The organism is Streptomyces sp. NPDC101776 (assembly GCF_044766845.1).
In the GTDB taxonomy this organism is placed as follows: domain Bacteria; phylum Actinomycetota; class Actinomycetes; order Streptomycetales; family Streptomycetaceae; genus Streptomyces.
The window spans coordinates 345980-358718 of sequence record NZ_JBIWMV010000003.1; the positions used below are offsets into that span (position 1 = coordinate 345980).

General features: G+C 70.5%; 12 protein-coding genes. 8 read left to right on the plus strand and 4 right to left on the minus strand.

What is annotated here, in order from left to right; genetic code table 11:
* Positions 1-78 precede the first annotated feature (78 nt).
* Both ACIRRY_RS13080 and ACIRRY_RS13085 read right to left on the minus strand, forming a co-directional pair.
* Positions 79-819, minus strand: a complete 741-nt coding sequence (locus tag ACIRRY_RS13080; protein WP_403971494.1) for a TIGR03943 family putative permease subunit — start codon at positions 817-819, stop codon at positions 79-81.
* The gene (locus ACIRRY_RS13085; RefSeq protein ID WP_403971496.1) at positions 816-1856 is read right to left on the minus strand and encodes a permease; all 1041 of its coding nucleotides are present in this window, start codon (positions 1854-1856) and stop codon (positions 816-818) included. Before ACIRRY_RS13085 ends, ACIRRY_RS13080 begins: the two co-directional genes overlap by 4 nt.
* A 48-nt stretch (positions 1857-1904) precedes the next feature.
* Here ACIRRY_RS13085 and ACIRRY_RS13090 point away from each other — a divergent pair, with 48 nt between their 5' ends.
* Positions 1905-2747 (plus strand): PhzF family phenazine biosynthesis protein, encoded by an 843-nt coding sequence (locus ACIRRY_RS13090; RefSeq protein WP_403971498.1) that lies wholly within the window; start codon positions 1905-1907, stop codon positions 2745-2747.
* On the opposite strand, the gene ACIRRY_RS13095 is transcribed toward ACIRRY_RS13090, so the two are convergent.
* Positions 2744-3505, minus strand: a complete 762-nt coding sequence (locus ACIRRY_RS13095; protein WP_403971500.1) for a FadR/GntR family transcriptional regulator — start codon at positions 3503-3505, stop codon at positions 2744-2746. The genes ACIRRY_RS13090 and ACIRRY_RS13095 overlap by 4 nt on opposite strands.
* Positions 3506-3747: 242 nt before the next feature.
* Between ACIRRY_RS13095 and ACIRRY_RS13100 the strand changes: the two genes are divergently transcribed.
* The 7 genes from ACIRRY_RS13100 to ACIRRY_RS13130 are packed head-to-tail and all read left to right on the plus strand — an operon-like array spanning position 3748 to position 10968.
* Positions 3748-4644, plus strand: a complete 897-nt coding sequence (locus ACIRRY_RS13100) for a proline iminopeptidase-family hydrolase (RefSeq protein WP_403971502.1) — start codon at positions 3748-3750, stop codon at positions 4642-4644.
* Positions 4645-4702: 58 nt separating this feature from the next.
* Positions 4703-6427 (plus strand): ABC transporter substrate-binding protein, encoded by a 1725-nt coding sequence (locus ACIRRY_RS13105; protein WP_403971504.1) that lies wholly within the window; start codon positions 4703-4705, stop codon positions 6425-6427.
* On the plus strand, positions 6424-7452 hold the full coding sequence (locus ACIRRY_RS13110; protein WP_403971506.1) for an ABC transporter permease: 1029 nt from the start codon (positions 6424-6426) through the stop codon (positions 7450-7452). Before ACIRRY_RS13105 ends, ACIRRY_RS13110 begins: the two co-directional genes overlap by 4 nt.
* A 5-nt stretch (positions 7453-7457) precedes the next feature.
* On the plus strand, positions 7458-8426 hold the full coding sequence (locus ACIRRY_RS13115) for an ABC transporter permease (RefSeq protein ID WP_403972262.1): 969 nt from the start codon (positions 7458-7460) through the stop codon (positions 8424-8426).
* Positions 8419-9465, plus strand: a complete 1047-nt coding sequence (locus ACIRRY_RS13120; RefSeq protein ID WP_403971508.1) for an ABC transporter ATP-binding protein — start codon at positions 8419-8421, stop codon at positions 9463-9465. Before ACIRRY_RS13115 ends, ACIRRY_RS13120 begins: the two co-directional genes overlap by 8 nt.
* Positions 9466-9488: 23 nt before the next feature.
* On the plus strand, positions 9489-10469 hold the full coding sequence (locus tag ACIRRY_RS13125) for an ABC transporter ATP-binding protein (protein ID WP_403972264.1): 981 nt from the start codon (positions 9489-9491) through the stop codon (positions 10467-10469).
* Between the two features lie 34 nt (positions 10470-10503).
* Positions 10504-10968, plus strand: coding sequence for a DUF5990 family protein (locus ACIRRY_RS13130; protein ID WP_403971510.1), 465 nt, complete (start codon positions 10504-10506; stop codon positions 10966-10968).
* Between the two features lie 7 nt (positions 10969-10975).
* On the opposite strand, the gene ACIRRY_RS13135 is transcribed toward ACIRRY_RS13130, so the two are convergent.
* Complete coding sequence (locus ACIRRY_RS13135) at positions 10976-12709, minus strand: LCP family protein (RefSeq protein WP_403971512.1); 1734 nt, start codon at positions 12707-12709, stop codon at positions 10976-10978.
* Positions 12710-12739 lie beyond the last annotated feature (30 nt).

The window sequence follows — 12739 nt, forward strand, 5'->3', positions numbered from 1 at the left end:
GAACCCGACGGGACGAACCGAGTTAAGGACCGGCAGCGGGACGCCCGACATCCCTGCTGCCGGCCGGAGTTCGCGTGCTCAGGACGGGGTGAGGGGCAGGTCGTCCGTGAAGGCGTTGACGGGCTGGGCGATGTTCCGGGTGGCGTGGACGTCGAGGGCCGCCGCCGCGGTTCCGGTGCCGAGCGCACCTTGTGCGTGCCAGGTTCCGGTGACGGCCAGCCAGGTGTTGGCGGGCGGGGCCTGGGTGCCGTACATGTGGACCTTGACCGTCTGGGCGTCCGCCGCGCAGCAGGTGAAGACGATCCGGGTCAGGTCCCAGCCGCCGCCCCTGGCCGGCGTGGCGAACCCGGTCATCTCGACGCTGCGGCCCTTGATGGCCAGCTCCTTGTCCTGCTGGACCCGGGTGGTGAAGTCCGTCAGGGTCATCGGCAGGGGCGAGGTCGCGGGCAGTGCGGCGAACCCCTTCCGCTGCTTCACGGTCTCGCTGCCGGCGTGGGAGGCGGTGTAGGCGCCGAGGGCGGGTGGGGCGTAGAAGAGGAGGCTGAGGGCGGGGAGGAAGAGCAGCCAGGCGATGCGGGGGGCGGCGGAGTGGTCATGGCCGTGGTCGTGACCGTGGTCGTGTTCCTCCTCGCCTGCGGAGCGGTTGCGGTCGAGTGCCGCGTGGGCCAGGCCCAGCAGCAGGAGGAGGGCGCCGGAGATGATCAGGAGCGGGCACAGGCCCTCCTTGACGTAGCGCAGATAGAGGTCGGTGAAGAGGGCCGTGTGCAGGAGGCCCAGGCCGGTCAGGATCAGGAGCGTCACTTGCGCGGTGCGCTTCACAGGAGCGCGCCTCCGATCAGGACGCTGGCGGCCACGGCCACGACGGTGGTCGCGGTGGAGAAGCGCACCGCGAACGCCCGGCCGAAGGTGCCGGCCTGAAGGGCGATCAGCTTGAGGTCCACCATGGGGCCGACCACCATGAAAGCCAGCCGCGCTGTGGGTGAGAAGCCGGTGAGCGAGGCGGCGACGAACGCGTCGGCCTCGGAGCAGACCGCGAGGACGACGGCGAGCCCGGCCAGGAACAGCACGGACAGCCAGGGCGAGCCGGAGAAGGTGTCGAGCACGGAGCGCGGCACGGTCACGTTGAAGGTGGCCGCGGCCATCGCACCCAGCACGAGGAAGCCGCCGGCGTGCAGGAAGTCGTGCTGGAAGCCGAGCCGGAACTCCGTGAAGCGGCTGTGGCCCGACCGGTGTCCGGTGTGCCGGACGACCGGGCGCAGCCATTCCTCGCGGCCGAAGAACAGCCACAGCCAGCCCATCACGGCCGCGGTGGCGAGCGAGGCGAGCAGCCGGGCCAGCACCATGGCCGGGCTGCCCGGGAAGGCGACGGCCGTGGCGGTCAGCACGATCGGGTTGATCGCGGGCGCCGAGAGCAGGAACGCGAACGCGGCGGCCGGGGTGACGCCCCGGCGGATCAGGCTGTTCGCGACGGGCACGGACGCGCATTCGCAGCCCGGCAGGACCACGCCCGCGATGCCCGCGACGGGCACGGCGAGCGCGGCGCGCTTGGGCAGCACCTTGGTGAACAGGTCTGCCGGGACGAAGGCGTTGATGGCCCCGGACAGGGCGGTGCCCAGGAGGAGGAAGGGCAGCGCCTGCACGGTGATGGCCAGGCAGACGGTGCGCCAGGCCGCCACGGCGGGGCCGTTCAGCCATGGCGTGCCCGACAGCACGAGGACGGCTGCCGCCAGGCCGAGCGCGAGGACGAACACGGTGGGCGGGGGTCTGCGAAGTGCGCGGCGCCGTCGCTCGGGTGGATGGACGGCGGCCGGGATCGCCGTCTCCGTCACATCAAGCAGCTCATCCGTTTTTGGCATATTTGCTCCGAATGTCTGATGTTGCGACGAACATAGTACGGTTCTCGTGTGATCAGCCGACTGTCCGTCAGCATCGTCCGCGCGTGTCTGCGCGAGGGCACCGGCGGGAGTCCCACCGCGGTGCTGGACGAGACGCCGTTGAGCGACGACGAACGGTGCCGGGTGCCGGTCCTCGCGGGGACCTCGCACGCCGCGTTCGTGGCCGTGCACGGGTCCGAGGTGTCGCTCCGCTTCTTCACCGCCGGGGGCGAACTGCCCGCGTGCGGCCACAGCACGGTCGCCGCCCTGGCCTTCCTCGCGGCGCGCGCCGGAGGCTCGGAGTACCGGGGCGCTCTGCGTGCCGCCGGGCGTTCCTTCGCGGGCCGGGCCGTACGGGAGGGTACGCGGTTCCGTGCCGTCTTCGAGCCCGGCCCCGTCACGTTGCGCGACCCGTCGCCGGACGAATGCGCGCTCGTCCTGCCCACGCTCGGCATCTCCCCGGGCACGCTCGTTCCGGGTGCCCGCGTGGCCTCGGCGGGGCGGGCGCGGCTGCTCGTCCCGATCGCCTCGCGCTCCGAACTCGCCGCGCTCGCCCCGGACTTCGAGGCACTGCGCGCGGCCTGCGACCGCTTCGGACTCCTCGGTTGCCACGTCTACTCGGTGCCCACGTCCGCGGGCCGGATCGCGGCGCGGATGTTCGCGCCGTCGATCGGCGTCCTGGAGGACATCGCGAACGCCAACAGCACCGCGTGTCTCGCCGCCGACCTGGCCGGCCGGGGCGTCACCGGGATCGCCGTCGACATGGGCGACTCGCTGGGCAGCCCGGCCACCATCACGGCGACGGCGCGGCCCGTGGTGCGGGTGGGCGGTGTCGCCGAAGTCCCCGGTGCCGTACTGGAGTTGACCGGCTAGCGGGCCCGGACCCGTTCCAGTACGTCACGGATCAGGTCGGCGCTGATCGTGAAGTGGCCCCGGGCGATCTCCTCGGCGCGCTCGGGCTCGCCCCCGGCGATGGCCTCGTACAGGGCCTTGTGGTCCTCGCCGCCCCGGTGGAAGTGGGTCTGTTCACCCTTGCCCCAGGGCTCGACCGGGAAGCCGAGGCTGATGCGGGCCAGCAGGTCCTGGCTGAGCATGACGATCTGAGGGTTGCCGGTGGCGGCGCGGACGGCCTGGTGGAAGGCGCTGTCGGCGGTGTGCGCGTCGCGCTGGGTGCTCGCGGAGAGGTAGGCGGTGAGGGCGTCCCGCATGGGTTCGAGGTCCTTGGCGCTACGGCGCCTGGCGGCCGTGGCGGCGACCATGCCCTCGACCAGTCCCCGCAGGTCGAAGAGCTGCTCGAACTCCTCCCAGCGGGGCAGCAGGGTGTGCCGGACCGCGGCCGCCGTCGACTCGGTCCAGCTGTCGCGGACGTAGGTCCCGCCGTTGCGGCCGCGACGGATCTCGACCACGCCGACGGCCTGGAGGCGGGCGACCGCCTCGCGCACGGTGGGGCGGCTGACGTGCAGCAGCCCGGTGAGTTCGCGCTCGGCCGGCAGCCGCTCGCCGGGCAGGAAGTCGCCGACGGCGATCGCGGTGAGCAGCCGGTCGGACACCTCGTCGACCGCCGAGGCGACCCGCACCGGACGCAGCGCGGAGGACGGTGAGCCGCCACCGAGGAGGACGCGGTCGAGCACGCGGGAGAACTCGTCGCCCGCTTCGGATGCCTCAGGTACGGATGTCAGTTGTCCTCCCCCTTCAATGCCGCCGCTGTAAACGCGGACGGGCCGTGTGAACTCGCCGTTACGTCTTGCCCAGCCCCGCCTAAAAGGTCTTGTGCACTGACCTTTTACCCAATCACTATCGCAGCCATCCGTCACTTCCTTTTCCGTTTCAGCCGGCGGTCGGCTCGCGTCCGGCCCTACTGGGAGGCCCTCGCGTGGCGATTCCCGCACCACAGCACACCGGCACCGTCGACTTCGACGGCCGTTCCACCTGGTACCGGATCACCGGTGAGCCCGGCAGGACTCCCCTGGTCGTCCTGCACGGCGGACCCGGCGCCGGTCACAACTACACCCTCAGCATCGCGGGCATCGCCGAGCAGGGACGCCAGGTGGTGCACTACGACCAGCTCGGCACCGGGTTGTCCACCCATCTGCCCGACAAGGGCGCCGACTTCTGGACCGTCCAGCTCTTCCTCGACGAACTCGACAATCTGCTCAAGGAGTTGGGCATCGCCGATGCCTATCACCTGCTCGGCCAGTCCTGGGGCGGCATGCTCGCCGCCGAGCACGCGGTACGGCGGCCGGCCGGGCTGCGCGGTCTGGTCATCGCCAACTCCCCCGCGTCCATGGAGCTGTGGCTCGCGGCGGCGGCCGAACTGCGCGGCCAGCTCCCGCGCGAGGTCCAGCGCGCCCTGCTCGACCACGAGGCGGCCGGGACCACCGACCACCCCGACTACCTCGCCGCCGAGCAGGTCTTCAACGAGCGCCATGTGTGCCGGCTGAACCCCAACCCACCCGAGGTGCAGGCCACTTGGGAGAACATCGCGGCCGATCCGACCGTGTACCACACGATGAACGGGCCGAACGAGTTCCATGTCGTCGGCACGCTCAAGGACTGGTCCGTGATCGACCGGCTGCATCTGGTCGAGGCACCGACCCTGCTGGTGTCCGGCCGGTACGACGAGGCGACGCCCGAGACGCTGCGCCCTTTCGCGGACCACATCCCCGACGTGCGCTGGCACATGTTCGAGCGGTCCAGCCATATGCCGCACGTCGAGGAGGAAGAGCTCTACCTCCGGGTCGTGGGCACGTTCCTCGACTCCACCGACTGATCACCCGGCCCATCCCCCGGCCGACCCAACAGCCCTTCCTCCGACGGGAGTTCCCTGGATGTCCCGCAGTACGAGACGGAGCGCGTTCGCCGCCGCCACCGTCGCCCTCGCCCTGACCACCGCCGCCTGTTCGTCCTCCGACGACAGCTCTTCGTCCAGCCCGACCACATCCTCGTCCACGGCCGGCTCCACGGCCTTCCTGCCGCAGCACAAGGGCGGCACGCTGAAGCTGGTCGCCCACGCGGCCGCCGGCAGCTTCGATCCGCAGGTCAACTACACGCTCCAGTACTGGCAGTTGTACCAGTCGATGTACGACGGGCTGCTGTCGTTCAAGAAGGTCGGCGGCCAGTCGTCGTTCACGGTCGTCCCGGACCTGGCCTCGGCGATGCCCAAGGTCACCAACGGCGGGAAGACGTACACCTTCACGCTCCGCAAGGGCATCACCTTCTCCAACGGCAAGGCGCTGACCACCGACGACGTGGTGGCGTCCTTCCAGCGCGTCTTCAAGGTCTCCAGCCCCACCGCGGGCACCTTCTACAACGGCATCGTCGGCGCCACCGCCTGCCTGAAGACACCCGCGTCCTGCACGCTCAAGGGCGGTGTGACCGGCGACACCACGGCGAACACAGTCACGATCAACCTCACCGCACCGGACTCGGAGTTCCCGTACAAGCTGGCCGTCCCGCACGCCAGCATCGTGCCCAAGGACTCGCCGACGAAGGACGCGGGCACCAAGCCGCTGCCGACGACCGGCCCCTACATGGCGACCTCGTACGACCCGAACCGTGAGCTGAAGCTGGTGCGCAACCCGCACTTCAAGGAGTGGTCGCGGGAGGCCGAGCCGCAGGGCTATCCGGACGAGATCGACTACACCTTCGGGCAGACCGTCGAGTCCGAGGTCACCGCCGTCGAGAACGGCCAGGCGGACTGGATGTTCGACCCGCCGCCCGCCGACCGGCTCAACGAGATCGGCACCAAGTACACCGCCCAGGCACATGTGAACCCGCTGACCGCGTTCTGGTACGCGACGCTGAACGTCAACTCGGCCCCGTTCAACAACAAGTTGGCGCGCCAGGCGATCAACTACGCGGTCGACCGGTCGGCCGTGGTGCGGCTCTACGGCGGCACCAACCTCGCCTCCCCCGCGTGCACGATCCTGCCGCCGGGCTTCCCCGGGCACGTCGACTCCTGCGACTACACGAAGGGCGGCGGCAAGACCTGGACGGCCGCGGACCTGGCCAAGGCCAAGGCGCTGGTGAAGCAGTCCGGTACGGCGGGGCAGGAGGTCGGCATCGTCGTGCAGGACGACGACGTCAACAAGTCGATCGGGCAGTACCTCCAGAGCCTGCTCACCCAGCTCGGCTACAAGGCGACGCTGAAGCCGCTGTCGGCGAACATCCAGTTCACCTACATCCAGAACACCAAGAACAAGGTCCAACTCGCCCTGACCTCTTGGTACCAGGACTATCCGGCGGCCTCGGACTTCCTCAACGTGCTGCTGTCCTGCGCCGCGTTCCACCCCGGCAGCGACTCCAGCATCAACATCTCGGGCTTCTGCGACAAGGGCATCGACGCGAGGATGCGGACCGCGCTGACGACCGCGCAGACCGACCCGACGGCCGCCAACACCCAGTGGGGCGCGATCGATCAGGCGATCATGCAGCAGTCGCCGGTCGTCCCGCTGATCAACCCGAAGATCATCGACTTCACGTCGAAGCGCCTGGGCAACTACCAGTTCAGCAAGCAGTTCTACATGCTCGTCGGCCAGACGTGGGTCAAGTGAGCACCGCCGCACCCGAGTTGGCCACCGCGGAGGCCCGGCGCTCGCCGGGCCCCTGGCGGACGGCCAGCGCCGACCTGTTGCACAACAGGTCGGCGCTCGCCGCGGCCGTCGTCCTCTTCCTCGTTGTCCTGGCGACCCTGTGCGCACCGCTGTACGCACACCACATCGCGCACACCGACCCCTTCCAGTCCCATGTCTCCGGCTCCACGGTCGTCGACGGAAAGACCGTGCCGGTGCTCACCCCGAGCAGCACCGGCCTCGGCCTCGGCGTCACCCCGATCGGCCCGACCTGGGACCCCGCCCACTACTTCCTCGGCGCCGACAACCAAGGGCGAGACGTCATGGCCCGGCTGCTCTACGGCGGCCGGACGAGCCTGTTCATCGGGTTCACGGCGGCGCTGCTCACCTGCGCCCTCGGTACGGTCGTCGGAGTGGTCGCCGGGTACGCGGGCGGTGTCGTGGACGCCGTCATCTCCCGTGTCCTGGACGTCATTTGGGCGTTCCCGGTGTACCTGCTGGCGATCTGCCTCTCGGTCGTCCTGCTCACCGACGGGCTGCATCTCGGCCCGCTCACCGTCGAGGCGGGGAGTCTCTGGCTGCCCGTGGCGATCATCGCGGCGATCTATGTGCCGTACATCGCACGGCCGTTGCGCGGTCAGGTGCTGGTGCTGCGCAACAAGGAGTACATCCAGGCGGCCGTGGGCTCGGGGGCGCCGACCGTGCGCATCCTGCGCCGCGAGGTACTGCCGAACGTGCTGCCGACCGCGATCGTGTTCGTCCCTCTTATGACCGCGCTGGCGATGCTGACCGAGTCGGCGCTGTCCTTCCTGTCGGTCGGTGTCCAGCCGCCGGACGCCAGTTGGGGCACGATCATCGAGGACGGACTCGGGCTGCTCTACACCCGGCCCGCCGTGACGATCGCGCCCGGCCTGCTGATCGCGCTGACCACGGCGGCCCTCAACGTCCTCGGCGACGGCGTGCGCGACGCGCTCGACCCGGGCGCGCGGCTGCGCGGAGGGGTGTGAGAGCCGTGCTCCGGTTCATCGTCAAACGCTTCGCGTCCGCCCTGCTGGTGATGTTCGCGATCAGTGTGCTGGTCTTCCTGATCTTCTTCGCCACACCGGGAGTCGACCCCGCCGCGCGCATCGCCGGGCGCAACGCCGACCCCGCCACGCTCGCCCAGGTGCGGCACTCCTTCGGCCTCGACCGGCCCGTGCCCGTCCGCTACTTGCTGATGATGCGGCACCTGTTGATCGACCGCGACCTGGAGTCGTTCGTCAACCGCGGCTCCCGCGTGATCCCGCAGATCGTGCAGGCCACCCCGGTGACCCTGTCGCTCGTCATCGGCGCCGCGCTGATCTGGATGACGGCCGGCATCGTCATGGGCACCGCCGCGGCGGCCCTGCGCGGCAAGGCGGCCGACCCGCTGATCATGCTCGTCGGCGTGGTCGGGGTCTCGCTGCCGGCCTACTGGCTCGGCGAGGTCGTCAACCTCATCACCCAGAAGCAGCTGCACAGTTCGGTGTTCTCCTGGGTGCCACCACCGGGCTACGTCGACCTGAGCCACGACCCCGGCCAGTGGGCCCTGCACCTCCTCTTCCCCTGGCTGACCCTCGCGCTGCTGTACGCCGGGATCTACGCCCGGCTGCTGCGCGGCGAGGTCGTCACCGCCCTGAACGAGGACTACGTCCGCACCGCCCGCGCCAAGGGCCTCTCCGAGCGGCGCATCCTGATCCGGCACGCCCTGCGCTGCTCGCTGATCCCGATCGTGTCGCTGTTCGGCCTGGACTTCGGCGCGTTGGTCGGCGGGGCCGCGCTGCTGACCGAGGTGGTCTTCGGCCTCCCCGGCATCGGCAAGCTCACCTTCGACGCCCTGCAGAACCTGGACCTGCCCGTGATCATGGGCACCGTCCTGTACGCGGCGTTCTTCGTGGTCCTCGCCAACGCGCTGGTGGACATCCTGTACGCCCGACTCGACCCGAGGGCCCGCCATGCCTGACCAACCCCTGCTGGACGTACGCGACTTGAGGGTGTCCTTCCGCACCCGCCGAGGCTCCGTCACCGTCGTGGACGGCCTGTCCTTCTCCGTGGCCCCGGGCGAAATCCTGGGCGTGGTGGGCGAGTCGGGCTCGGGCAAGAGCGTCTCGATGCTGGCCGTGCTGCGCCTGCTGACGAGTCCCAATGTGACCGTCGAGGGCCAAGTCCACTTCCGTGGCCGGGACTTGCTCACGCTCCCCGACAAGGAGATGCGGGCGGTACGGGGCCGGGAGATCGCCATGGTCTTCCAGGACCCGATGACCGCGCTCACGCCCGTGTACACGGTGGGCTGGCAGATCGCCGAGCAGATCCGGGCGCACGAGAAGATCTCCCGCAAGGAGGCGCACGAGCGTGCCGTCCGGCTGCTCTCCGATGTCGGCATCCCGGACGCGGCCTCCCGGGCGAACGCGTACCCGCACGAGTTCTCCGGCGGTATGCGCCAGCGCGCGGTCATCGCGATGGCCCTCTCCTGCGGCCCCGCCCTGCTGATCGCCGACGAGCCGACCACGGCGCTGGACGTCACCGTCCAGGCCCAGATACTTGACCTGATGCGGGAGTTGAACACGGAGGGCTCGGCGGTCGTCCTCATCACGCACGACATGGGCGTCATCTCGCAGATCGCCGACCGGGTCCTCGTCATGTACGGCGGCCGGGCGGCCGAGGAGGGTCCGCGCCGGGCGGTGTTCCACGGACCGCGCCACCCGTACACCTGGGGGCTGCTCGACTCGGTGCCCCGGGTGGGCGGGCCCCGGCTGCGGCGGCTGCCCACCATCGCGGGGATGCCGGTCGCGCCGGGGAGCCTGCCGGAGGGGTGCGCGTTCGCGCCCCGGTGCCGGCTGCGGCACGAACGGTGCGAGGAGCGGCCGGTGTTGAGGGACTCCGGCGACGGCGCGCACCGCGATGCCTGCTGGCTGCCCGAGGACGAGCGCGGCTCGCTGCGCCTGACGGCACGAGCCGCGGCGACGGACGTACCGGACCTGCAACGAGAGGCGACAGCGTGAGCGCGCGACCGACGACGGCAGAGGTGCTGCTGCGCGCCTCGGACGTCACCAAGCACTACCCCTTGCGTGCGGACGGGCTCTCCACGCGCCGCAGAGTACTCCGTGCCGTGGACGGGGTGTCGCTGGAGGTGCGCGGCGGTGAGACGCTCGGCATCGTCGGCGAGTCGGGGTGCGGCAAGTCCACGCTCGGCCGCTGTCTGGTCCGGCTCACCGAACTCACCGGCGGCCGGGTCGAGTTCGACGGCCAGGACATCAGCACGCTGTCCACACGCCGACTGCGTCCCGTACGGCCGGGCATGCAACTGGTGTTCCAGGACCCGCAGGCCTCACTGAACCCGCGCCGTCGCGCCGGGGACATCGTGGCGGAACCACTGCTCGTGCACCGCTACGGCGACGGGGCCGCCGTGCGCCGTCGGGTCGCCGAGCTCTTCGACGTCGTAGGACTGGCGGCGGCCCATCTGGACCGATATCCGCACGAGTTCTCCGGTGGTCAGCGGCAACGCATCGGAATCGCGCGGGCGTTGGCGACGACCCCGAAGCTGATCGTCGCGGACGAGCCGGTGTCCGCGCTCGATGTGTCCATCCAGGCGCAGGTGTTGAACCTGTTCGCGGATCTGCAGGAGGAGTTCGCGCTCACGTACGTCTTCATCGCGCACGACCTCGGGGTGGTCCGTCATGTGTCGGACCGGATCGCGGTCATGTATCTCGGGGAGATCGTCGAACTCGCCGAGACGGAGGCTCTGTACAAGGAGCCCGCGCACCCTTACACGCAGGCGTTGTTGTCGGCGGTGCCGGACATCGACGACGGCACGCTCACCGACGAGGCGCCCCGGGAACGCATCGTGCTCACCGGCGAGGTGCCCAACCCGGTCGACAAGCCGACGGGGTGCCCGTTCCGCACCCGTTGCCCGTACGCGCGTGAGCTCTGCGCCACGGAGCGGCCCCGGCTGACGGTGACGGCCTCCGGTCGGCACACCGCCTGCCACTTCCCCCTGATCGACTGAGGGTACGGAGGGCGGACCCGGCATGATGGCCCGCATGCACCTCCGCATCGACGCCGTCGACCTGCCCGGCCGTACCTTCCCCGCCCCCGCCGACAAGCCCGTCGCGACGTACGACGACGTACACGTCGCCGTGCAGCGCAAGGACCGGCCGGCCGAACTCCTCGACCCGCAGCCGGGGGACGCCGCGTCCGCGACCTGGACGCTGGAGTGCACGACGGAGGCCACGCCGGACGGCATCGTGGTCACGGGTCCTTATGTGCAGCACCGGATGGGCCTGCGGTTCGTCTATCTGTCCTGGGGGACGGTCGACGCGGCCGGGCTCTTCACCATGTTCCGGCGCGCCAAGCTCATGCTGGACTCCGTGCCCGACGACGTCCTGGCCGCCGCCGCGCCCGACGGTCTGCTGGTCGGCCGGCTCGGGCTGACCGACGCGAACGGCGGCCCGCTGTGCGCGCGGGTCGATCCCCCGCACATCACCTGGACCGCCGCCGCCCGCTAGCTGTCGGTCAGGACGCCGAGTCCTTCTTGTTCGTCGCCTGCCTGTACGCCTGGGTCGGGGTCATCGGGACGCCGTTGAGACTGACCGTCTTGAAGGTGCTGACCTCGGCGCACTTCGACTGGTCGGCGGTCGCGGCCTTGGCATTGCTGGTGGCCGCCTTGGTGTCGGCGGGGGCCGGGGACGAGGTGGCGCCGGGGTAGGTCGTGCCGCTGGGCCAGTCCGTGCCGATCACCAGGGTCAGGCCGGTGCCGGTGCCCTGCTTGAGGTGCGAGGACGAGAGGCCGAGCGCGGAGGCCACCGTCTGGGCCTCGGCCTTCTGGTCCGGGCCGTAGGTGAGCTTGGTCGTGGTCGCGCTGACGGAGGCGTTGCCGGTCGTGGTGCCGGAACTGAAGCCGCCGTCTATCAAGGAGGTGGCGACCGTGGAGGCGCGCCCGCTGATGCTGGTGCCGTTCTCCACCGTCACCGCGATCTGCACGGCGGGTACGGCGACGGCCGTGGCGGTCGCGGTGGCCGCCGTGGACTTCTTGCCGGAGGAGGTGGTCAGCGACTGGTCGTTGGCGATGGTCGCGAACAGGCTCTTCGCCGCGGTGGCGGGGACGACCCGGTCGGCGTTGTTCGGGTCGGCGCCGGTCTGCATCGTGGTGAACGTCATGCGCTTGGTGGGGACCTTGTCCAGGTCCGCGGCGAGCCCGATGAGTTTCTTGACGGTGCCGAGGCCCGTGTCCACGGTGAGCGCCTTGGTGGCGGCGTCGGCGAGGTTGTAGACCGCCGTGGGGTTGGTGAGGGTGCCGGCGCTCTTGAACTTGCGGATCATCGCGCTCAGGAAGATGTGCTGGGAGACGGTACGGCCCAGGTCGCTGCCGTCGCCGAAGCCGTGCCGGGAGCGGACGAACTCGAGCGCCGCGTTGCCCTTGAGGGTGTGGGTGCCCTTGGCGAGCTTCAGGTGCGAGTAGGTGTCGTAGACGTCGGCGTCGACGCACACCGAGACGCCGCCGACCGCGTCGGACATCTTCACGACGCCGGAGAAGTCCATCTGCACGAAGTGGTCGATGGTGATGCCGGTGAGCTGGTGCACGGTCTTGACCTGGCACTCCTGGCCGTACTGAAGCGCGCTGTTGATCTGGCCGTAGTAACCGGCCGTCGACTGGCTGCTGTCCGGGTCCTTGCAGGCGGGGACCTGGGTCATGGTGTCGCGCGGGATGCTCATCACGGTGGCGTTGGAGCGGTCGGCGGAGATGTGGACCACCATCTCCACGTCCGCGTTGCCGTTCCCGGACTGCACGCCGGTGGTCGAGCAGCCGCCGCCGAGCTTGCAGTCCGTGGCGCTGGAGCGGGCGTCGCTGCCCATCACCAGGAGGTTGATCGGTGTGCGGCCGAAGGCGTCGGCCTTCTCCTTGCCGCCCGCGCCGTCGTCGATCGCGACGCTGTTGATGTTGCCGTTCAGGTGCTCGTAGAACCACCAGCCGACACCGGCGGTCGCCAGGATCATGACCGACAGGGATATCGCGCTGATCTTCAGCACCCGCTTGCCGCGCGGGGTCTCCTTGACGCGGCGGCGCGAGGCGGCGCGACCGCCGTGCGCGCGGGATCCGCCGCGCGGGGCCTGCCGGGCCGCGGCGCGGGCGGCTGCCCGGCCGCCGGTGGGCAGCGGCTCGTCGGCCTCACCCGCTCTCGGCCTGGGCACCCCTCGTGTGCGGCTGCGCGTGGCGTGGCCCACGGGGCCGTCCCCGAGGTCGGTCATCTGGCACTCCCACATAACGGTCGGGCCGTT